The sequence below is a fragment of the Pseudomonas sp. LBUM1646 genome, from assembly GCF_059716165.1.
In genome coordinates this window covers 5,123,966-5,146,231 of the sequence record NZ_CP166810.1, presented here as the reverse complement: position 1 = coordinate 5,146,231, position 22,266 = coordinate 5,123,966, and the positions used below count along the sequence as shown (strand labels likewise).

The 22,266-nt window shown below is 60.6% G+C and carries 17 protein-coding genes and 1 pseudogene; 11 read left to right on the top strand and 7 right to left on the bottom strand.

Annotated features, from left to right (window positions below):
• Positions 1-144: 144 nt before the first annotated feature.
• Positions 145-2,895 carry a response regulator gene (locus ACA071_RS23395; RefSeq protein WP_497641325.1) on the bottom strand — a complete coding sequence of 917 codons (2,751 nt, stop codon included), beginning with the start codon at positions 2,893-2,895 and terminating at the stop codon, positions 145-147.
• 349 nt (positions 2,896-3,244) lie between these two features.
• On the opposite strand from ACA071_RS23395, the pseudogene ACA071_RS23390 reads away from it, so the two are divergent.
• The 6 genes and pseudogenes from ACA071_RS23390 to ACA071_RS23365 form a co-directional block, all read left to right on the top strand.
• Positions 3,245-3,667 (top strand): annotated as a pseudogene (locus tag ACA071_RS23390) (DUF1016 N-terminal domain-containing protein); the annotation flags it as partial.
• A gap of 114 nt (positions 3,668-3,781) precedes the next feature.
• Positions 3,782-4,684 carry a cysteine synthase CysM gene (gene cysM, locus ACA071_RS23385; protein WP_169374307.1) on the top strand — a complete coding sequence of 301 codons (903 nt, stop codon included), beginning with the start codon at positions 3,782-3,784 and terminating at the stop codon, positions 4,682-4,684.
• On the top strand, positions 4,684-6,036 hold the full coding sequence (gene rlmD / locus ACA071_RS23380) for a 23S rRNA (uracil(1939)-C(5))-methyltransferase RlmD (protein ID WP_497641324.1): 1,353 nt from the start codon (positions 4,684-4,686) through the stop codon (positions 6,034-6,036). Before cysM ends, rlmD begins: the two co-directional genes overlap by 1 nt.
• Positions 6,037-6,161: 125 nt before the next feature.
• On the top strand, positions 6,162-8,405 hold the full coding sequence (gene relA / locus ACA071_RS23375; protein WP_497641323.1) for a GTP diphosphokinase: 2,244 nt from the start codon (positions 6,162-6,164) through the stop codon (positions 8,403-8,405).
• A 132-nt stretch (positions 8,406-8,537) separates the two neighbouring features.
• Positions 8,538-9,371, top strand: a complete 834-nt coding sequence (mazG, locus tag ACA071_RS23370; RefSeq protein WP_497641322.1) for a nucleoside triphosphate pyrophosphohydrolase — start codon at positions 8,538-8,540, stop codon at positions 9,369-9,371.
• Positions 9,372-9,399: 28 nt separating this feature from the next.
• On the top strand, positions 9,400-9,942 hold the full coding sequence (locus tag ACA071_RS23365; protein WP_497641321.1) for a DUF2058 domain-containing protein: 543 nt from the start codon (positions 9,400-9,402) through the stop codon (positions 9,940-9,942).
• A 70-nt stretch (positions 9,943-10,012) separates the two neighbouring features.
• Here ACA071_RS23365 and ACA071_RS23360 read toward each other — a convergent pair whose 3' ends face one another.
• The 6 genes from ACA071_RS23360 to ACA071_RS23335 form a co-directional block, all read right to left on the bottom strand.
• Complete coding sequence (locus ACA071_RS23360; protein ID WP_497641320.1) at positions 10,013-10,201, bottom strand: hypothetical protein; 189 nt, start codon at positions 10,199-10,201, stop codon at positions 10,013-10,015.
• Positions 10,202-10,697: 496 nt separating this feature from the next.
• Entirely contained in the window at positions 10,698-11,918 is a 1,221-nt protein-coding gene (gene fabB / locus ACA071_RS23355) for a beta-ketoacyl-ACP synthase I (protein WP_497641319.1), read from the bottom strand.
• An 11-nt stretch (positions 11,919-11,929) separates the two neighbouring features.
• Positions 11,930-12,445 (bottom strand): 3-hydroxyacyl-[acyl-carrier-protein] dehydratase FabA, encoded by a 516-nt coding sequence (gene fabA, locus ACA071_RS23350; RefSeq protein ID WP_042560484.1) that lies wholly within the window; start codon positions 12,443-12,445, stop codon positions 11,930-11,932.
• A gap of 248 nt (positions 12,446-12,693) precedes the next feature.
• Positions 12,694-14,598, bottom strand: coding sequence for an ATP-binding protein (locus ACA071_RS23345; RefSeq protein ID WP_497641318.1), 1,905 nt, complete (start codon positions 14,596-14,598; stop codon positions 12,694-12,696).
• Positions 14,595-15,524 (bottom strand): ABC transporter substrate-binding protein, encoded by a 930-nt coding sequence (locus tag ACA071_RS23340; RefSeq protein WP_497641317.1) that lies wholly within the window; start codon positions 15,522-15,524, stop codon positions 14,595-14,597. Before ACA071_RS23340 ends, ACA071_RS23345 begins: the two co-directional genes overlap by 4 nt.
• Positions 15,525-17,648 carry a TonB-dependent receptor plug domain-containing protein gene (locus ACA071_RS23335; protein ID WP_497641316.1) on the bottom strand — a complete coding sequence of 708 codons (2,124 nt, stop codon included), beginning with the start codon at positions 17,646-17,648 and terminating at the stop codon, positions 15,525-15,527.
• 196 nt (positions 17,649-17,844) lie between these two features.
• On the opposite strand from ACA071_RS23335, the gene ACA071_RS23330 reads away from it, so the two are divergent.
• The 5 genes from ACA071_RS23330 to ACA071_RS23310 all read left to right on the top strand — a co-directional run bounded on the left by ACA071_RS23330 (position 17,845) and on the right by ACA071_RS23310 (position 22,005).
• On the top strand, positions 17,845-18,870 hold the full coding sequence (locus ACA071_RS23330; protein WP_497641315.1) for an NAD(P)H-dependent glycerol-3-phosphate dehydrogenase: 1,026 nt from the start codon (positions 17,845-17,847) through the stop codon (positions 18,868-18,870).
• A 29-nt stretch (positions 18,871-18,899) separates the two neighbouring features.
• Positions 18,900-19,247 carry a DUF4389 domain-containing protein gene (locus ACA071_RS23325; RefSeq protein WP_123510001.1) on the top strand — a complete coding sequence of 116 codons (348 nt, stop codon included), beginning with the start codon at positions 18,900-18,902 and terminating at the stop codon, positions 19,245-19,247.
• Positions 19,244-19,696, top strand: coding sequence for a phosphohistidine phosphatase SixA (sixA, locus tag ACA071_RS23320; protein WP_497641314.1), 453 nt, complete (start codon positions 19,244-19,246; stop codon positions 19,694-19,696). The genes ACA071_RS23325 and sixA overlap by 4 nt, the downstream gene beginning before the upstream one ends.
• 165 nt (positions 19,697-19,861) lie before the next feature.
• Positions 19,862-21,529: an AMP-binding protein gene (locus ACA071_RS23315; RefSeq protein ID WP_497641313.1), complete on the top strand. Its 1,668-nt coding sequence runs from the start codon at positions 19,862-19,864 to the stop codon at positions 21,527-21,529.
• Positions 21,530-21,561: 32 nt separating this feature from the next.
• On the top strand, positions 21,562-22,005 hold the full coding sequence (locus ACA071_RS23310; protein ID WP_497641312.1) for a hotdog fold thioesterase: 444 nt from the start codon (positions 21,562-21,564) through the stop codon (positions 22,003-22,005).
• Positions 22,006-22,266: the final 261 nt, after the last annotated feature.

Genomic DNA, 22,266 nt, shown 5'->3' with positions numbered 1-22,266 from the left:
GCGAAGCCGTCGTAAAATCAGCCACCTCGGTGAGTCAAGCAGACCGCGTATGCCGGATTGACGACGACTTCGTCGCCGAACGCAGGCTTCGCCAGCTGCTACAGGGATCGTAGCAATCCGGGAGAGGGGTGTTATTGCGCTGGATCAGGCGCTGATGCGGGCCTGCGCCGCCAGGCGATTGATCGAGCGTTCCAGTTCTTCGAGTGCCGCCAGGGCTTTCGGATCCTGTTGCTTGAGCAGGGTTTCACTGCGCTGGCAGGCGGCACGCAGTTGCGGAACGCCGCAGTAACGTGTGGCGCCGTGCAGGCGATGGACCCGTTCGATCAAGGCATTCTGGTCGTTGGCTTCGCGGGCGACGCGAATCGCCTCGCGATCGGCTTCCAGCGAGGCCAGCAACATCGCCAGCATGTCCGCCGCCAGATCGGCCTTGCCGGCCGCCAGGCGCAGGCCTTCTTCGTGATCGAGCACCAGCAATTCACTGCCGCCATGGCTATCGCTGGAACGCTCCGGCACTTGATTGCGCAGGGCCAGGCCGGTCCATTTCAACACCACCTGGGCCAGTTGCCGTTCGCTGATGGGTTTGGTCAGGTAATCGTCCATGCCACTTTGCAGCAGTGCGCGTTTTTCGTTGGCCATGGCGTGGGCGGTGAGGGCCACGATCGGCAGCGGCGTGCAATGCCGTTCGCTTTCCCACTGGCGAATCGCTTCGGTGCTCTGGCGCCCGTCCATGCCGGGCATCTGCACGTCCATCAGCACCAGGTCGAAAGTCTCGTTCTGCACCGCTTTGACCGCGGCGTATCCGCTTTCCACAGCAAGGACCTTGGCGCCCATGTCTTCGAGCAGGGTTTGCACCAGCAGCAGGTTGGCCGGGTTATCGTCGACGCACAGTACTTTCGGCGCACGGCTGGATACCGGTTCGCCGGGTTCGCTGCGCTGTGGGCGCGGGTTGACCAGATCGGACAAGGCTCGACGCAATTTGCGGGTACAGGCCGGTTTCGACTGAAGCTGGCTGTGGGGGTTGGGTACCGAGAGGTGGAACAGCGTCTGCTCGGTGGTCGGGCACAGCACCAGGACTTTGCAGCCCAGGTGTTCAAGGTCCCAGATATGTTGGTTGAGGCGCTCCGGCGGCATGTCGTTGCTGGTGATGCCAAGCACCGCCAGTTCAATCGCCTGTTCGGTCTGATGGGCGCCGGTGACGCCATTGGTCAAACTTTCCAGGGTGTTGAACGGCGTGACTTCGAGGCCGCAGTCTTCCAGTTGATGCTGCAACGCCTGACGGGCCAGCTCGTGGTTCTCCAGCACCGCCACGCGACGCCCGAGCAACGGCGGGCCGGGCAGGTCCTCGGCGTCGTCGCGGGTTTTCGGCAGGCTCAGGCTGATCCAGAATTCCGAGCCTTCCCCCGGCGTGCTGTCGACGCCGATCTCGCCGCCCATCTGCTCGATCAAACGCTTGGAAATCACCAGCCCCAGACCGGTGCCGCCCGGTTGGCGCGACAGCGAGTTATCGGCCTGGCTGAACGCCTGGAACAGGGCGCGCACGTCCTGGTTCGACAGGCCGATGCCGGTGTCCTGAATGCTGATGCGCAGTTGCACGCTGTCTTCGTGTTCCTCTTCAAGCATGGCCCGGGCGACGATGGTGCCTTCGCGGGTGAACTTGATCGCGTTGCTGACCAGATTGGTGAGGATCTGCTTGAGGCGCAGCGGATCGCCGACCAGCGACAGCGGCGTGTCGCGATACACCAGGCTCACCAGCTCCAGCTGTTTGGCGTGGGCGGCCGGGGCGAGGATGGTCAGGGTGTCCTGCAGCAGGTCGCGCAGGTTGAACGGAATGTTGTCGAGCACCAGTTTGCCGGCCTCGATTTTCGAGAAGTCGAGAATCTCGTTGATGATCCCCAGCAGGCTGTCGGCGGACTTTTCGATGGTGCCCAGGTAATCGAGCTGGCGCGGGGTCAGCTCGCTTTTTTGCAGCAGGTGGGTAAAACCGAGAATGCCGTTGAGCGGCGTGCGGATTTCGTGGCTCATGTTGGCCAGGAACTCGGATTTGATCCGGCTCGCTTCCAGGGCTTCCTTGCGCGCCAGGTCCAGTTCGATGTTCTGGATCTCGATGGTTTCCAGGTTCTGGCGCACGTCTTCAGTGGCCTGATCGACGCTGTGCTGCAATTCTTCCTGGGCGTTTTGCAGGGTGCCGGCCATGCGGTTGATGCCCGACGCCAGTTCATCCAGTTCCTGGCTGCCGAGGGGCGGCAGGCGGGTTTCCAAGTGACCGTCCTTGAGTTGCGCCACCGCCAGTTTGATCTGGCTGATCGGCCGGTTGATGGTGCGGCCCATGCGCAGGGCCAGCAGCGCCGCGCCGGCCAGACCGGCGCCGATCAACAACAGGCTGGCGAACAGGCTGCGGTAACCGCGCAGCAGCATGCCGTTGTGGGACAGTTCGAGTTCGACCCAGCCGAGCAGACGGTCAGCTTCGTCGGGAATCAGGTCGCCGGCCAGGTTGCGGTGCTTGCCGAACACCGGCAGCAAGTAGCGAGTCGCGTCATTGCCGCTGCGGCGCAGCATCTGCGAGCTGTTGCCGATCGGTGCTGCATTGAGCATGGTCGGGCCGGCGTGGGCCAGTGGTGTGCGGTCGGGGGCGAGGAAGGTCACCGCGCGCACGTCCGTCTGCTCCAGCGATTGGGTGGCGATTCGTTCCAGCAGGTCAGTGTTCTTGTGGCCCATGGCCGGGGCCACCAGCGGCGCGAGTTGTTCGGCGATCATTTCGCCACGCTGCATGAGTTGGGCTTGCAGGTCCGATTGCTGCATCCAGGTGAAATAGCCGCCCAGCACCAGCGCCATCAGGCTGGTCGGCAGCAAGGTCAGCAACAGCACGCGGCCTTTAATTCCCAGTTTCTTGAGCACGCATCTCTCCTGCATCCCGCTATTTATTGGACCCGCGCGTGCATCCGGCACGCACCACCTGCGCAGTGTAGCGATTTGCTTGCGGGCAATCTTCGTAAAATTGATCTCGTTATTCGTCGGCTGGATCGGCGCTTTTACCGGCTGGGCAAACCCTGGGTGCCCCTGGCGAGGCAATCTTGAGTAATCGGCCACTCAGAATTATTTGCTGGTGATCATGAGTCCCATCGTTCTGGTTTTGCCGGAGCGTTCCTATGTTTCTGTACGACATTTCCTAAAGGGTTTTGACGGCGCCTTAAAGCTTTCTTGACGGTTTAAGCTCCCGCTTTTACTCATCCTCAAGGAGTTGGGCATGAATGCACCCAGCGTTTCCGGCAACACAACCGATGACCGTTTCAATGAAGTGCTTACGCTGATTCACGGTGCCAGGCAGCAGGCCATTCAGGCGGTAAATACCCAACTTATCGAGTTGTACTGGCAGGTCGGTGCTTATATCAGTCGCAAGATTGAACTGGCTGAGTGGGGGGATTCCGTGGTCAGTCAGTTGGCTGAGCATCTGGCCCAGACTCAGCCTGGGTTGCGTGGCTTTACCCGACGTAATTTGTTCCGTATGCGCCAATTCTACGAGGCTTATCGGGGCGATGAAAAAGTGTCAGCACTGCTGACACTATTGCCCTGGACCCACAACCTGCTGATCCTGACTCAGAGCAAGCTCCCGGAAGAACGTGAGTTTTACCTGCGTATGGCGATTCAGGAGCGGTGGTCAACGCTAGAGGACTGATCCGGCCGCTTATTCCCATAAGCCATAAGCACCACACTTTGCGTGATATGGCCTGCGAACGTTTGCCGGTATGATAGGCGCCCCCGCAGTCTGGATTGCGAATACGCCATGACCTTGCAGTACCCAACCATCGCCGATTGCGTCGGCAACACTCCGCTGGTTCGTTTGCAGCGCCTGCCTGGCGCCACCAGCAACACCCTTTTGCTCAAGCTCGAGGGGAATAACCCGGCGGGTTCGGTCAAGGACCGGCCGGCGCTGTCGATGATCACCCGCGCCGAGTTGCGCGGGCAGATCCACGCCGGCGATACGCTGATCGAAGCGACCTCGGGTAACACCGGGATCGCGCTGGCCATGGCCGCCGCGATCAAGGGTTACAAGATGATCCTGATCATGCCGGACAACTCCAGCGCCGAACGTAAAGCCGCGATGACGGCGTATGGCGCCGAGCTGATTCTGGTGACCCAGGAAGAAGGCATGGAAGGCGCTCGCGACCTCGCTCAGCGTATGGAAGCCGAAGGCCGTGGCAAGGTGCTGGATCAGTTCGCCAACGGTGATAATCCCGAGGCGCACTACACCACTACCGGCCCGGAAATCTGGCGCCAGACCGAGGGCACCATCACGCATTTCGTCAGTTCGATGGGCACCACCGGCACCATCATGGGCGTGTCGCGCTACTTGAAAGAGCAGAACGACAACGTGCAGATCATTGGCCTGCAACCGATGGAAGGCTCGGCGATTCCGGGTATCCGTCGCTGGCCGCAGGAATACCTGCCGAAGATTTATCAAGCCGATCGTGTCGACCGCATCGTCGACATGGCGCAAAGCGAAGCCGAAGACGTGACCCGTCGCTTGGCCCGCGAAGAAGGCATCTTCTGTGGTGTGTCCTCGGGCGGTGCGGTGGCAGCGATGCTGCGCCTTTCCAAAGAAGTTGAAAACGCGGTGATCGTCGCGATCATTTGCGACCGTGGCGACCGTTACTTGTCGACCGGCATTTTCGATGCGCCCAACTGATGGCCAAGCAAGAGAGAGGCCTGCGCTTCCAACCCACGGGCGGCAGCAAAGCCCCGCAAATTCCGACCGGCAAAAAGCAGCGCTTGAGCATCGAGCGCCTGGCCAATGACGGTCGCGGTATCGCGTTTTTCGAAGGTCGCACCTGGTTCGTCATCGGCGCCTTGGCCGGTGAAGAAATCGAGGCGCGGGTGCTCAATGCCCACGGCAAAGTGGTCGAGGCGCGCACCGAGCGAGTGTTCCAGGCCAGCGAACTGCGTCGCCCGGCACCGTGCCCGCATGCCGGTCGCTGCGGCGGCTGCAGCGTGCAGCACCTGCCCCACAACGAACAACTCGCCCTGAAACAGCGCATGCTCGCCGAGCAATTATCCAAGGTCGCCGGTGTCGAACCTGAAGAGTGGGCAGCGCCGTTGAGCGGTCCGGAATTCGGTTACCGCCGTCGCGCCCGAGTGGCGGTGCGCTGGGACATGAAGGCGAAAAAACTCGAAGTCGGTTTCCGTGCTGCGGGCAGTCAGGACATCGTCGCGATTACCGAATGCACAGTGCTGGTACAGCCCTTGCAACCGATCATGACCCGCTTGCCGGAGATGCTCCGTCGTTTGAGCAAACCTCAGGCGCTGGGGCATGTGGAATTGTTCAGTGGCTCATCGCTGGCGGTATTGCTGCGGCACATGGCGCCGTTGTCCGACGCCGATATGACGATCCTCAAGGATTTCTGCGCGTTCCATGAAGCCCAATTGTGGCTGCATGGCGACGGCGAACCGCAACCGGTCGATGTCGATCAGTCGCTGGGTTATCGCCTGGAACAGTGGGATTTGAACCTGGCGTATCGGCCGGGGGATTTCATCCAGGTCAACGCCGGGGTTAACGAAGCAATGGTTGCCCAGGCTCTGGATTGGCTGAAACCTGAAGCCGGTCAGCGTGTCCTCGATCTGTTCTGCGGCTTGGGCAACTTTGCCTTGCCGCTGGCCAAGACCGTCCGCGAAGTGGTGGCGGTGGAAGGCGTGCAGGCGATGGTCGAGCGGGCCGCTGCAAACGCCGCTAGCAACAATCTGCATAATGCGAAGTTTTTTCAGGCCGATTTATCCCAGCCTTTGGCTGATGCCGAATGGGCGCGCGAAGGCTTTTGTGCGGTACTCTTGGACCCACCGCGCGACGGTGCTTTTGAGGTGGTGCGCAAGCTCAAGTCCCTGGGCGCCGAACGGTTGGTGTATGTGTCGTGCAACCCTGCAACTCTGGCGCGCGATACGGTCGAATTGATCAAGCAGGGCTACCGGTTAAAACGTGCCGGGATTCTCGATATGTTTCCTCAGACGGCACATGTCGAGGCCATGGCGTTATTTGAAGCGAGCTAGGATGGCTCGTCTGGTCCGACTGGCCGCCCGTGCAGCCGCCGCGCACTCGCCCGGCGCGGGCTCACGGGCAATGAAGGTCAGCGATTTGACGCATTGAATCTGCGTCGTAGGGAAGGTAAAGCAAGATGGTACAGGTGAGAGCACACCAGCCGATCAACACCGACGGCAGTATCAATCTCGAGGCTTGGCTCGATCACGCGGTCACTGTCGATCAGGCACTGGATCGCGAAGCCTTGAAAGAAGCGTGCGAGTTCGCTCGTGCGTCTGAACAGCAAGCCAATGCGGCGAAAAACCTCTGGTCCGAAGGGACCTCGAGTTTCCGCACGGGCCTTGAGATCGCCGAAATTCTCGCCGACCTCAAACTCGATCAGGATTCGCTGGTCGCCGCGATCCTGTATCGCGGCGTGCGCGAAGGCCAGATCGAATTGCCGGCAATCAGCCAGCGCTTCGGTCCGGTGGTCGCCAAACTCATCGACGGCGTGTTGCGCATGGCGGCGATCAGCGCCAGCCTGAGCCCCCGTCAATCCCTGGTGCTGGGCACTCAGGGCCAGGTGGAAAACCTGCGCAAGATGCTGGTCGCCATGGTCGACGACGTACGCGTCGCGCTGATCAAACTGGCCGAACGCACCTGCGCGATCCGTGCGGTGAAAACCGCCGACGACGAAAAACGCAACCGCGTGGCCCGTGAAGTCTTCGACATCTATGCGCCGCTGGCTCATCGCCTGGGTATTGGTCATATCAAGTGGGAGCTGGAGGACTTGTCCTTCCGTTACCTTGAACCCGACCAGTACAAGCAGATTGCCAAGTTGCTGCATGAGCGGCGCCTGGATCGCGAGCGCTTCATCGCTGACGTGATGAACCAACTGAAAAACGAATTGACCGCCACTGGCGTCGATGCCGACATCAGCGGCCGGGCCAAACACATCTATTCGATCTGGCGCAAAATGCAGCGCAAGGGTCTGGAGTTCAGCCAGATCTACGACGTGCGTGCCGTTCGCGTGCTGGTGCCGGAAATGCGCGACTGCTACACCGCGCTCGGCATCGTCCACACCTTGTGGCGACACATCCCGAAAGAATTCGACGACTACATCGCCAACCCGAAAGAGAACGGCTACCGCTCGCTGCACACCGCGGTGATCGGCCCGGAAGGCAAAGTGCTGGAAGTGCAGATCCGCACCCATGCGATGCACGAAGAAGCCGAGCTGGGGGTGTGTGCGCATTGGCGCTACAAGGGCACCGACGTCAAGGCGGGTTCCAACCAATACGAAGAGAAAATCTCCTGGTTGCGTCAGGTTCTCGAGTGGCACGAGGAGCTCGGTGACATCGGCGGCCTGGCGGATCAACTGCGCGTCGACATCGAACCGGACCGGGTCTACATCTTCACCCCGGACGGTCACGCCATCGACTTGCCGAAGGGCTCGACGCCGTTGGACTTCGCCTACCGCGTGCACACTGAAATCGGTCACAACTGCCGCGGTGCCAAGATCAACGGGCGCATCGTACCGCTCAACTACAGCCTGCAAACCGGTGAGCAAGTTGAGATCATCACCAGCAAGCACGGCACCCCGAGTCGTGACTGGCTGAACTCGAACCTGGGTTACGTCACCACCTCGCGAGCGCGGGCGAAGATCGTTCACTGGTTCAAATTGCAGGCCCGCGATCAAAACGTCGCGGCCGGTAAAACCTTGCTCGAGCGCGAACTCACGCGCCTCGGCCTGCCCGCGGTGGATTTCGACAAGTTGGCCGAAAAGGCCAACATGAAGACCGCCGAGGACATGTTCGCCGCCCTCGGTGCCGGCGATTTGCGCCTGGCGCAACTGGTGAATCTGGCGCAGCAACTGGTCGAGCCGGAACGCGGCAACGAGCAGCTCGAACTGATCCCGCGCAAAGCCACCGGCTACAAGCCCGGCAAGCGCGGCGACATTCAGATCCAGGGCGTCGGCAACCTGATGACCCAGATGGCCGGCTGCTGCCAGCCATTGCCGGGGGATGCGATTGTTGGTTACATCACCCAGGGCCGTGGTGTGAGCATTCACCGCCAGGACTGCGCCTCGGTGCTGCAACTGGGTGGGCGCGAGCCAGAGCGGATCATCCAGGTCAGCTGGGGCCCGGTGCCGGTGCTCACCTACCCGGTGGACATCATCATCCGCGCCTACGACCGTTCCGGTTTGCTGCGTGACGTGTCGCAAGTGCTGCTCAACGAGCGGATCAACGTGCTGGCGGTCAACACCCGCTCGAACAAAGAGGACAACACCGCGTTGATGTCCCTGACCATCGAGATTCCGGGCCTGGATGCATTGGGTCGGTTGCTGGGGCGAATTTCCCAGTTGCCGAACATCATCGAAACCCGGCGTAACCGCACCCCGTGAATCGGTCCCCCTGTAGGAGCAAAGCTTGCTCGCGATAGCGGTTTACCTGATACACCGCCATCGCGAGCAAGCTTTGCTCCTACAGAGTCACGGTTACCCGACACACCGCGTTGCAGATGCAGAGATTGATTGATGTATTCACTCGAAGATTTATTGCACCTGATGAACCGCTTGCGCGATCCGCAGTTCGGCTGCCCGTGGGACATCAAGCAAACCTACGCGACCATCGTCCCGCATACCCTGGAAGAAGCCTACGAAGTCGCTGATGCCATCGAGCGCGGTGACTTCGATCACTTGCAGGGCGAGTTGGGCGATTTGCTGTTCCAGGTGGTTTATTACAGCCAACTGGCTCGGGAAGAAGGACGTTTCGAGTTCGCCGGGGTTGTCGACAGCATCACCCGCAAGCTGATTCGTCGTCATCCCCACGTGTTCCCCACTGGCGATCTGTACGCGCCGCTGGACGTCCCGCGTTTGAATGAAGAACAGGTCAAACAGCGTTGGGAAGAGATCAAGGCCGAAGAGCGTGCCGAGAAATCTGCCGCGCCAGAACAACTGTCCTTGCTCGATGACGTGCCCGCAGCGCTGCCGGCGCTGTCCCGTTCGGCCAAGTTGCAGAAGCGCGCCGGGCAGGTCGGTTTCGACTGGCCGGATGCGCTGCCAGTGCTGGACAAGGTCCGCGAAGAACTCGATGAGGTGCTCGAGGCCATGGCCGACAACGACTCGGCAGCGATTGCCGACGAGGTGGGTGACCTGCTGTTTTCGGTGGTCAATCTGGCGCGGCATCTGAAGGTCGATCCGGAAACTGCCTTGCGTGGCGCCAACAGCAAATTCGAAAGACGCTTCCGATTTATCGAACAGGCATTGCGCGACACCCACCGTCCCATAGAAGATTGCACCCTCGAAGAGTTGGACGCCCTGTGGGGCGAAGCCAAACGTCAGGAAAAGAATTTGCCCAGCTGCGGTTGAGCAGTTGCCTAAGTGAGAAATAAGCACCATGAGCATTTCCCTTCGCGACCAGTTGCTCAAAGCAGGGCTGGTCAACCAAAAGCAGGCCAAACAGGTCGGCAAAGACAAGCAGAAGCAGCAACGCCTGGTCCATAAAGGCCAGATCGAACAGGACGATACCCAACAGCGCCTGGCTCAGGAAGCGTTGGCCGAGAAGGTCAAGCGCGATCAGGAACTGAACCGTCTGCAGCAGGAGAAGGTTGAGGCCAAGGCTCGCGCGGCTCAGGTCAAGCAGTTGATCGAAGTGTCGCGCCTGCCGAAGCTGACCACCGAGGACTACTACAACTTCGTCGATGACAAGAAGGTCAAGCGCCTCTCGGTCAACCCGCTGATGCGCAACCAGCTCAGCAACGGCTTCCTGGCGATCGTGCACCACGCCGGCGGTTACGAAGTGATCCCGCGTGAGGCGGCCCTGAAGATCCAGGAGCGCGATCCGCAGCGGATCGTGCAGCTGAACGTCAAGACCGAAGAAGTCGCGGCCGAGGACGATCCGTACGCGGCCTATCAGATTCCTGATGACCTGATGTGGTAAGCCTTTAGGGTCTGCTACAACGACAAACCCCGCTCATGGCGGGGTTTGTCGTTTTCAATGCTGTAGTTGCTTATGCGGAACGCGCTTCGCGCTGCTGCTCCAGTATTTCCAGTTCAGACTTGTAGTTATGCGCATCGGTCTCGGAATGGAACATGCCGACCAGCATGTCTTGTTGATGTACATCCCAGATACGGATACCGGCGGCGATGCCTTCATGGGATTTATGTGAATCGTCGCGTTCAGTTACTTTTACAGTCATCTGCTAGCTCCAATCTCAGTTACCTGCACCAAGGCGTGTGCAGGCCTCTGTTATATGTTTTGTTAGGTTGCTAAGTAAATGCTTTCGTTCGGCAACGAATAATTGCGAAAACTGCAAAAGTCCCGCAGCCCGCTAAACACGCGACATTCGGTCGCAGGTAGCTGAGTTAAATGACAAAAGTTTCATGTTCGCGATGAACAAAACGCTACCAATGCAATGCCTGCACACAACGTGTAGCAGCTGGCGAAGCCTGCGTTCAGCTTGTAGCAACTGCCGAGGCACGAGGCTGCGTTCGGCTGCGAAGCAGTCGTAAAACCTGAGCGCGCGGTCTTCCTGAAGAAACGCGTCGGTTGATTCACGACTGCTCCGCAGCCGAACGCAGCCTCGTGCCTCGGCAGCTGCTACAAAGGCATTGCAGCGAAGGTGTTTTATCAGGCACAAAAAAACGCCCCGAACCAGTCGGGGCGTTTTTTGTGTGATGCGAGGCGGCGGGGTATTACTTGCCGGCCCAGCGCTTCAGTACCAGCGTGGCGTTGGTGCCACCGAAGCCGAAGCTGTTGCTCATCACAGTGTTGATGGTGGCGTCTTCGCGCGTCTTGGTCAGGATCGGCATATCTGCCACTTCCGGGTCCAGTTCGTCGATGTTGGCGGAACCCGCCATGAAGTTGCCTTCCATCATCAGCATGCAGTAGATCGCTTCGTGAACGCCGGCGGCGCCCAGGGAGTGACCCGACAGGCTCTTGGTGGAGCTGATGGCCGGAGCGTTGGCGCCGAACACTTCACGCACACCTTTCATTTCCGCGACGTCGCCGACCGGAGTCGAGGTGCCGTGGGTGTTCAGGTAGTCGATCGGGGTGTCGACGGTGGACATGGCCATCTGCATGCAGCGGATGGCGCCTTCGCCGCTTGGAGCGACCATGTCATAGCCGTCGGACGTCGCGCCGTAGCCAACGATTTCCGCGTAGATCTTCGCGCCGCGGGCCAGAGCGTGTTCCAGCTCTTCGACCACGACCATGCCGCCACCGCCGGCGATGACGAAACCGTCACGGTCAGCGTCGTAGGCGCGGGAGGCTTTTTCCGGGGTGTCGTTGCGCTTGCTGGACAGTGCGCCCATGGCGTCGAACAGGAACGACTGGCTCCAATGTTCTTCTTCACCGCCGCCGGCGAACACGATGTCCTGCTTGCCCATCTGGATCTGTTCCATGGCGGTACCGATGCAGTGAGCACTGGTGGCGCAGGCAGAAGCGATGGAGTAGTTCAGGCCCTTGATCTTGAACGGCGTGGCCAGGCAAGCGGAAACGGTGCTGCTCATGGTCCGCGTTACGCGGTATGGGCCAACGCGCTTCACGCCTTTCTCGCGCAGGATGTCCAGCGCTTCCATCTGGTTCAGCGTGGAGGCGCCACCGGAACCGGCGATCAGGCCGGTACGCGGGTTGGAGACTTGCTCATCGGTCAGACCGGAGTCAGTGATGGCGTCTTTCATGGCCAGGTAGGCGTAAGCCGCCGCGTGGCCGACGAAGCGATAGATCTTGCGATCGATCAGCTCTTCGAGTGGCAGGTCAATGGAGCCGGAAACCTGGCTACGCAGACCCATTTCGGCATATTCCGGGTTGAACCGGATGCCCGGGCGACTTGCACGCAGGTTAGCGGAGACGGTCTCTTTGTCATTGCCCAGGCACGAAACGATGCCCAGACCAGTGATAACGACGCGGCGCATGCGGATAACCCTTAGAAGTTTTCAGTGGAGGTGAACACGCCGACCCGGAGGCCTTCGGCGGTGTAGATTTCGCGGCCGTCGACACTGACCGAACCATCGGCGATAGCGAGGTTCAGCTTGCCTTTGAGGACACGCTTGATCTGAATGTTATACGTAACTTTCTTGGCAGTCGGCAGGACCTGACCAAAGAACTTCACTTCGCCCGAACCCAGTGCGCGACCGCGGCCCGGCAGGCCTTGCCAGCCGAGGAAGAAGCCGACCAGTTGCCACATGGCATCGAGGCCCAGGCAGCCCGGCATCACCGGATCACCTTCGAAGTGACAGGCGAAGAACCACAGGTCTGGAGTGATATCCAGCTCGGCGACCAATTCACCTTTGCCGTACTTGCCACCTTCTTCGCTGATATGGGTGATGCGATCCACCATCAGCATGTTCGGGGCGGGCAGTTGCGCGTTACCTGGGCCGAACAGCTCACCGCGACTGCAGCGCAGCAGGTCTTCCCGAGTAAAGGCGTTTTGTTTGGTCATGCGAGCTCCTCAATAGTCCCGTGCGGCAGGGTGGGGCAAATCTTCCCGGCCGATCGAAGCGTTCATGCCTCGAGTCGACAGCCTACTCATAGACTATTGCGTTGTGGTGAAAGTCACAGCACCAAGGACATGAATGTACACTTGTGCACTGAAATTATTATTCAAGCCCCTTTTCGGGCCTGTTCGGGTGCCTAAGACTGCCGCACTTTCGCCTTTCACGCCAGTCGCAGATAGCCGAAAGGACAGTACTACTGCACCCAACGCTGCAGAATTTGCTGCAGATCAGTCCGTTTGAAGGGCTTGGCCAGGTAATCGTTCATGCCCGCCGCGAGGCAAGCTTCGCGGTCACCCTGCAAAGCGTTGGCCGTCAGGGCGATGATTGGCAAGTCCAGGCAGCCGGGTAATTGGCGAATCTGTCGGGTCGCTTCATAGCCGTCGAGGATTGGCAGCCGGCAGTCCATCAGAATCGCCTCGAAAATCAGACTCTCGGCACTGCGCACCGCCTGCGCGCCATCGCTGGCGACGCTGACCGTAAAGCCCAGGCTGCGCAACATGGCTTCGATGACCGTCTGGTTGACCGGATTGTCCTCCACCAGCAGCACATTGCGCCCTTCGCCGTTTCCATTGCCGGTCGGCACCCGCGGTGACGCCAGTTCCGGCAACGCCTGCTTATAAAGGGCGAGGGGGATTTCCAGGGTGAACACCGAACCGCGACCTTCTTCACTCTGGGCACGCAACGTACCGCCCATGCGCTCGGCCAGGGTGCGGGCGATCGGCAAACCGAGCCCGGTGCCGCCGTAACGTCTTGAAATGGAACTGTCGGCCTGCTGGAACGCGTTGAACATCAATTCCAGTCTTTCGGGGGAAATTCCGATGCCACTGTCGCGCACGGTGCAGGTGAACCACAGCAGTTCGTGATCCAAAGATTGCCATTGCGGTTCGATGGTCACGCGGCCCTGTTCGGTGAACTTCAGCGCGTTGCCGATCAGGTTGACCAGAATCTGCCGGATCCGCGTCGGATCGCCCTGAACCTGCAAGGCGCGCATGTCGTCGGGGATCAGCAGCTCAAGGTCGAGTTTGCGTTGCACTGCGCTGTGCTGGAAGGACTGGGCGCAGCTGCCGATCAGGTCCGCGAGGTTGAACGGAATGTGCTCCAGTTCCAGTTCCGAACGCTCGATGCGCGAGAAGTCGAGGATGTCGTTGATGACCTTGAGCAAGTGTTCGGTGGACTCCGAGGCCAGCGCCGCGTATTCGACCTGTTCCTCGGTCATGTCTGTGGTTTCCAGCAATTGCAGCATGCCCAGCACGCCATTCATCGGCGTGCGCAGTTCGTGGCTCATCATCGCCAGAAAGTCGGATTTGGCGTTGTTGGCCTTTTCCGCTTCCTCGCGGGTCTGGATCAACTGCGACATCGCTTGCTGCTGTTCGCGGCTGGCTTTTTCGAGCCCCTCGGCGAGGTTGTTGATGTGTTGCGACAAAGCCCCCAGCTCGGTGTCATCGACGATCGGCAGCGGCGTGGTGTAGTCGCCTTTCTGAATCGCCTTGACTGCGTTGCCGATGTCGCGGATCGGTTGCGACAAGCTGCCCGCCAGACGCCGGGCCAGCAGGAACGTAAACAGCAGGGCGAACAACGCGAGGATCCCGGCCTTGAACAGGATCTCTTGCTGGCGCTGGCTGAAGGCGTCGTTGGACAGGCCGACGATCACCCGTCCCAGGTAATCCTCGCTCGGCGCACTGACCGAGGTCCGCGTGTTCTGGAAGAAGTCATTGTTCAGCGCGATCCGTTGCAGCCGCACCGGCGCCTGGAACACTTCGACCTGTTGCGAGCGGTTGTGGGATTCCGACGGTTGCTCGACGTACACCAGAATCCGGTTGGCGCTGTCCTGCACTTCCAGAAAGCGCACGTTGGGCGTGGCCAGCGTGGCCTTGAGCAGACTTTCCAGCACGTCATTGTTGCCGGAGATCACCCCGTACTCGGTGGCCGGTGCCAGTTGGTTGGCGATCAGTTGACCGGTGTGGTTGAGCTCCTGGCGCAAGTCCTGGATCCGCACGAACGTGAAGAAACTGATCAGCAGCAAGGTCAGCAGCAGGGCAGGGCCGAGGCTGATGATCTGGGTCCGGGTATTGATGTCCCAACGGCGTCGGAAGGTCATGGGCGGCTTTCTCCTTCAGCCAATTGTGTTGCGACAGATGCTTCATTCATCTGTTCGATACCTAATGAACGAGCCACTTGCGGATTGCTTAACACTTTGAAGTGCTTGGGGTAGAGCGTGCGTGGCCAACTGGCCGGTGGCCGGTCGAGCAGTTCGTCGAGAATCGCCAGCCAGTCGCTCTGGTCGCTGTAGCTGCTGGCCAGGCTGCCGGCCTTGACGAAGCCGGCGTTGGGGCCAATCAGCGCCATCTGTCGTCCGTAGCTGCTGAGCAGCAGGTTTTTCGCGGTTTTCGGGTTGTACAGGTCGGGGTCGTCGAGCCCTAGCAGCACGTCGCTGTTTTTCAGCAGCGTCAGTAACGGGCGACTGTCGTTGGTGTTGTCCCAGCGTTCGGTGACGATTTCCAGGCCTAGGGGCAGGGCGGCCTGGCGCAGTTCTTTCAAGAGGAATTCGCTGTGCCGGTCATACAGCACGCCGATGCGGCGAACCTGCGGCAGGACCAGTCGGGTCAGGCGCAATTGCCGCTCCAAGGGCGGATCGCTCCACAACAGGCTCAGGTGGGTTGGCAGCACATTGTTCAGGCGTTGCCGCGCTTGCAGGCGGCTGATGCGCAGCACCAGCGTCGCCGGCCCTTGGCTGTCTTGCAGACGCCAGTCGAGGCTCGGCAGGTCAAGCAGGATCAAGCGCGTGCCACTGGGCAATTTACCTGGCGCCGGCAGGCTGGCCAGCGGCTGGAAACGCACGCTGTCCGTGGGGCGCAGCTCGCTCAGGGCCTGGGTGAAAGATTGCACGCCGGGACTGTCTTCGGCGCCGGTCAGCAGAATCTCCATGGCACTGGCCGACAGGCTGCAAAACAGCCCACTGAGCATCAGGCACACCACGGCCAGCAGGTGGCCAAGGGTTGGCGTCTTCCGTGACTGCGGTTGCATCTAAAACTCCAGCTCCGCGCTGAAGTAGAGCACTCGGCGTTCGTCGTAATTGTTGTCGACGAAGGTGGTGGGCTGATTGTCGAGGCGTTGTTGCAGCACGCCGGCCAGTTCCAGGTTGGCCTTGCCCAGGCCGATGCGTTTGGCGATGCGCGTATCGAGCCGTTCGAAGCGGTAGCCGTTGAGGGCATCGTCCCCATAGTAGAAGAGCGCGCTGTTCCAACCCCGACCCCAATTGCGCAGCCAACCGGCAGAGCCGCTGTTGCGCGCAGTCTGCTGCTGGTCCAGCGGGTTGCTGGCCTTGGCATCGACGTAGGCATAAGTCAGGCGCAGGCGATCGGCATTACTGACGCGCCAGTCCAGTTGGGTTTCGGTCCCGGCGAAGCGTGAGTTGTTGCTGTTGCTGGCGATGTACTGGTTGTTGCGCAGCGGCTCGCTGATCATGCCGGTGATTTCGTCGTAGAACAGCTTCACATCCACCGCCAGCCCGAGCTCGGCGAAGAAACCGTTGTAACCCAGTTCCCGGGAGCGCATGCGTTCTTTATCGAGGTCGCCGGGGCCGCGGGTCTTGACGAAGTAGCGGGCGCTGGACTGGCCATAGGCGCTGGGCCGCAGGTTGGTCACCTGATAGCTCCAGTTCACGTTGTTCTCGAACATGTCCGGCGAGCGGATTGCTTCGGAGTACACCGCACGCAAGCCATGGCGCGGGTTGATCAGGTAATTGACCGCCACTCGCGGGGTCAGCGAACTGCCGGTCAATTGCGTGTCTTCGAACATGGCACCGCCCTGGAGCAACCAGTGTTCACTGGCGCGCCACTCGAGCTGGCCAAACGTGCGCCAAGTGGTGTCGTCGAGCGTGCCATTGAAGTAGGTCTCGGAGTCTGCCCGGTCGTAACGATAGTTCATGCCGCTGACCAGTCGCAGACTATCGGACAGGCTCAGGGTGTCTTGCAGTTCGAGGTCGTAGCGCGATTCCCGGGCGCTCTGGTCGATGTCGCCACAGAGGGTTTGCCGGGCGCCGTTTTTCCATTGGTCCAGTACCTGATTGCCCAGCGCCTGTTCGGCCGGGGTGCCGGCCGGTGCGCCGGGGCCGGTGTAGCGCTCCATGTTGCGCGCCAGGCGTTCGGCGTAATTCGGGTTGAGTTGCCACAGGTCGGTCAGCTGCGGGCTGAACGATACTTCGGCATCGCAGGCACGCCAGGTTTGCTGGCGGTCCCAGTGTTGCGCCGAACCCTGGATATACAGGCTGTGCTCGGGATTGATGTCGAGGTTCCAGCGCAACGAGCCGGCGTAATCCTTGGCGATCACGTCGGAATTGTTCCCGGCGGCAGTAATCCCGGAGAACACAGGGCGGTAGGTGTAGGGCCGCTGGTTGGACCCGTCCTTGGCATTCAATTGCCAGTCGATGCTTTGGTTCTCGTTAAGCGTCTGGCTGACAGCGAGGTTGAAACGGTTCAAGCGCCGACTGTCACGGTAATCGGCACCGGTACGGTCTGAGTCGAAGCCATCGTCTTGCTGACCGGAGAGCGACAGGCGCAAATCGCCACCGTCCCAACCGGTGCCCTGGCTGGCGTAGAAATCATTGATGCCGCGCTGGCCGCGGGTGACTTTGAGCCGCGTGCCGTGGCTGTCCGCCGGGTTGCGCGTGATGATGTTGACCACCGCCATCAGCGCATTGGCGCCATAACTGACGGTGTTCGGGCCGCGAAAGACTTCGATGCGCTCGATGTCTTCCATGGCCACCGGAATATCGCTCCAGTCCACCGTGGCCAGGCCGGCGCGGTACACCGAGCGGCCATCGATCAACACCTGCATGCGCCGGGCTTCGCTGGCATTGGTGCCGTGGTAGTTCACTGCGGCCTGATTGCCGTTGATATCGCCGACCATCATCCCGGGCACCAGACGCAGCAGTTCGCTGATGTCCCGGGCGCCGCTGGCGTTGATCAATTCGCTGTCGATCACCGTCATGCTCCCCGGCACGGCGGCCGGCGACTGTTTCAAGCGTGTGGCCGTCAGCACTTGCGGCAGCGGTTCGCTGTCGAGGAACAGGTCGTCGGCCAGCAAAACCGGGCTGAAGATCAGCGCCAGAACCAGCGACGAGCGAGGTGAGGAGGGACCAAAAGACACGACACAGCCTTGGTAGCGGTTAAGTGGCGCGCATGTTAACCGAGGTCGGCGACTTTTCCAGTCACGTTGCGGGCATTTTCCTCGGTTTTGTTGGTCTTCTTCCTACAAGTGTCGGTAATTGACGCGGGGGCTGGCCGCCACTGGGCCGCTCCGTATAATGCCGACATCGCCACTGGTATGGATTAACGGATTGCATATGACTGAACAGCGCCCAATTGCGGTCCTGGGAGGCGGAAGTTTTGGTACCGCCGTGGCAAATCTGCTGGCCGAAAACGGGCATCAGGTCCTGCAGTGGATGCGTGACCCCGAACAGGCCGAGGCCATCCGGGTCAATCGCGAAAACCCGCGTTACCTCAAAGGTATCAAGATCCTGCCCGGCGTTACGGCCGTCACCGACCTGCCGGCCACCCTGGAAGCCTGCGACCTGTGTTTCGTCGCGCTGCCGTCCAGCGCGCTGCGCTCGGTACTGGTGCCTTACGCCGAACGCTTGACTGGCAAACTGCTGGTCAGCTTGACCAAAGGCATCGAAGCCCACACGTTCAAGCTGATGAGCGAGATTCTCGAAGAGATCGCCCCGCAAGCGCGCATTGGCGTGCTGTCCGGGCCGAACCTGGCCCGTGAAATCGCCGAACATGCGCTGACTGCGACGGTGGTCGCCAGTGAAGACGAAGAACTCTGCGTGCGAGTGCAGGAAGCACTGCACGGGCGCACCTTTCGCGTGTACGCCAGCGCCGACCGTTTCGGCGTGGAGTTGGGCGGCGCGTTGAAAAATGTCTACGCGATCATCGCGGGCATGGCCGTGGCGCTGGGCATGGGCGAAAACACCAAGAGCATGTTGATTACCCGGGCATTGGCGGAAATGACCCGCTTTGCGGTGAATCAGGGCGCCAACCCGATGACGTTCCTCGGACTGGCCGGCGTGGGCGATTTGATCGTCACTTGCTCGTCGCCGAAAAGCCGCAACTACCAGGTCGGGTTCGCCCTCGGCCAGGGCCTGAGCCTGGAAGACGCGGTGACGCGCCTGGGTGAAGTCGCCGAAGGCGTGAACACGCTGAAAGTGCTCAAGGCCAAATCCCAGGAAGCGGGGGTGTACATGCCGCTGGTCGCCGGGCTGCACGCGATTTTGTTTGAAGGGCGCACGCTTGAGCAGGTGATCGAACTGTTAATGCGCGCCGAGCCGAAGACCGACGTCGACTTTATCTCCACCAGCGGTTTCAACTGATTCCTTTATCTACGGACAGGAAGCGAGACATGAACGATCCGAAAACAGAAGCCAAGTACGAATCCATTCTGCTGCGAGTGTTGTGGATGATCGTGTTCTTGCTGGTTTGGCAAGTGGCGCAATTCATCCTCGGTGCGGTGGTGCTGGTGCAGTTGATCTATCGTTTGATCTATGGCGCCCCGAGCGCCAGCCTGATGAACTTCGGCGACAGCCTGAGCCAGTTCCTGGCGCAGATCGGCCGTTTCGGCACGTTTCACAGCGACCAGAAGCCCTGGCCGTTCGCCGATTGGCCGACGCCGCGTACACCGGAAGGTGAAGCGCCGCACGTTGTAGCGCCTGCGCCGCATCCGGCCCGAGATGAGGAGCCTAAGCTATGAAACTCTGGGTATTGCGTCATGGTGAAGCCGAGCCACACGGCACGCGTCCAGATTCCGAACGGGCATTGACGGCCCATGGTCGTGAAGAAGTGCTGCGCACGGCTGCCGAGTTGATCGGCCGGCCGATTACGGCCATTTACGCCAGCCCTTACCTGCGCGCGCAGGAGACCGCACAGCTGGTCCGTGAAGCGCTGGGGTTCGCTCCCGAGATTCGCACCGTCGAGTGGCTGACCCCCGACAACCGTCCACAAGCGGTGGCCGAGCAGTTGGTGTCTGTCGATCACGCACTGCTGGTCAGCCACAACCCGCTGGTGGGCAACCTGCTGGGCTACCTGCAGCACGGTCATGTGCAAGATCCGGAAGCGGTGAAAACCGCCGGTCTGGCCGAGCTGGAAGGCGACTTGCCGCTGGCTGGGGCGATGAAGCTCAAAGGCATCAAACACCCTTAAAAGCAAAAGATCGCAGCCTTCGGCAGCTCTTACAGGGTTTACACAATCCCAAGGAGCTGCCGAAGGCTGCGATCTTTTTTGATCTTGCTTTGCTCCAAATAATTAACCAAGCACTTGCTTGGTTGACTACGCTTGCTCCAGACCAAAAAAACAGGAGCAAGTCGCATGTCTGCTGCCTTTCGTTTGCCGCTGGACGTGTTCTACGAGCGTGAAGCCCGTCATCCCCGCCAGCGCTTTCTGGTCCAGCCGCTGGGCGGTGGCCAGGTCGAGACGCTGACCTGGGCCGATGTCGGCCATCAAGCCCGCTGCGCCGCTCATTGGTTGCGTGCCCGGGAACTGCCCCAAGGCAGTCACATCGCCCTGATCTCGAAAAACTGCGCCCACTGGATCATCGCCGACCTGGCGATCTGGATGGCCGGGCATGTCTCGGTGCCGCTGTACCCCAACCTCACCGCCGAATCCGTGGCCCAGGTGCTGGAACACTCGGAAGCCGCGCTGGCGTTCATCGGCAAACTCGATGACTGGCCCGGCATGTCGCGCGGAGTCAGCCCCGACCTGCCAACCATCAGCCTGCCGTTGCATCCGCCCGGCACCTTCAATTTCAGCTGGGACGATCTGCAAAAAAGCTCACCGATCCAGGACGACCCGAAACCCGCCGCCGAGCAGTTAGCGACCATCATCTACACCTCCGGCACCACCGGCCTGCCCAAAGGCGTGATGCACAGCTTCGGCAACCTCGGCTTCGCCACCACCCGTGGCACGCAGCTGTTCGGCCTTAACGAGTCGGATCGGCTGCTGTCCTACCTGCCGCTGTGCCACGTCGCCGAGCGGATGTTCGTTGAACTCGCTTCGATCTACACCGGGCAAACCGTGTTCTTTGCCGAGAGCCTCGATACCTTCCTCACCGATCTACAGCGCGCGCGGCCGACCGCAATGTTCGGCGTGCCGCGAATCTGGACCAAATTTCAGATGGGCGTGTACAGCAAGATCCCGGCAAAGCGCCTCGACTTCCTGCTCGGCCTGCCGATCATCGGCAAGCGGGTAGGGCACAAAGTCCTCGTCGGGCTGGGGCTGGATGCGCTGCGCATTGCGTTGTCCGGTGCCGCGCCGGTGCCGCAGACCTTGTTGCTGTGGTACCGCAAACTCGGGCTGGACGTGCTGGAGGTGTATGGCATGACCGAAAGCTGCGGTTACTCGCACATCGGCCGGCCAGGCGATGACAAACCGGGCTGGATCGGCAAGCCCTGCCCCGAGGTCGAAGTGCGGATCGCCGAGACGGGGGAGGTCATGGTGCGCAGCGGCGCGACCATGCTCGGGTATTTCAAGGAACCGGAGAAAACCGCCGACACCCTCACCGAGGACGGTTTCCTGCGCACCGGGGACAAGGGCGAGCAAGATGCCGAGGGCAACCTGCGCCTGACCGGGCGCCTGAAGGAAATCTTCAAGACCAGCAAAGGCAAATACGTGGCCCCGGCGCCGATCGAGAATCGGTTGGCGGTGCATTCGCGGATCGAACAGGTTTGTGTGGTCGGTGATGGTCTGAGTGCGCCGCTGGGGTTGTGCGTGCTCTCGGCAGTGGGTTTGCAGGATGCTGCCAGTTCGGCTCGCAACGCCTTGCATTCCAGCCTGGAAAAACTTCTGGAAGAGGTCAACGGCGCCCTCGACAAACATGAGCGCTTGCGCCTGCTGGTGGTGGTCAAGGACAGTTGGGCGGTGGAAAACGGCTTCCTGACCCCGACCCTGAAGATCAAGCGCAACGTGATCGAAGCCGCGTACGGTGCCCGTTTCGAAGAATGGAGCGAGCGCAGCGAGGCGGTGCTGTGGCAGGATTGAGCGACGAACAATCTCAATAAAGGAAGTCAGCGATGAGTCTGTGGCGTACCGCTCCCAACATTGAACAATTGAATGCCATCCAGAAAAACACCATCGGCGAAGTGCTGGATATCCGCTTTGAAGCCTTCGACGACGAGTCCCTGAGCGCGAGCATGGTCATCGACCATCGTACGCACCAGCCTTACGGCCTGCTGCACGGCGGCGCCTCAGTGGTGCTGGCTGAAACCGTCGGTTCGATGGCCAGTTACCTGTGCATCGATGCCAGCAAGTTTTACTGCGTGGGCCTGGAAATCAACGCCAACCATTTGCGCGGCTTGCGCAGTGGGCGGGTGACGGCGGTGGCCAAGGCGATCCATATCGGCCGCACCACGCATGTTTGGGATATTCGGTTGACCAGTGATGAAGGCAAGGCCAGTTGTGTGTCGCGGTTGACCATGGCGGTGGTGCCGTTGGGGGAGAATCCGCCGGCCCGTTAACGTGACTCCATCATGTAGCAGTTGGCGAAGCCTGCGTCCGGCTGCGAAGCAGTCGCCAATCCAGACTGCTCGGTGTGTCTGATGTACCGCGTATTCAGGTTTTACGATTGCTTCGCAGCCGGACGCAGGCTTCGCCAGCTACTACAAGGATCTCAAGCATAGCCATGGCCGGACTGTCATCATTCCTGTCAGTTACGGTCATTGCTGTAGTCCACGGTCTTACGGACAATCAACCCCACGTTTCTCGCCCATGGATTGACC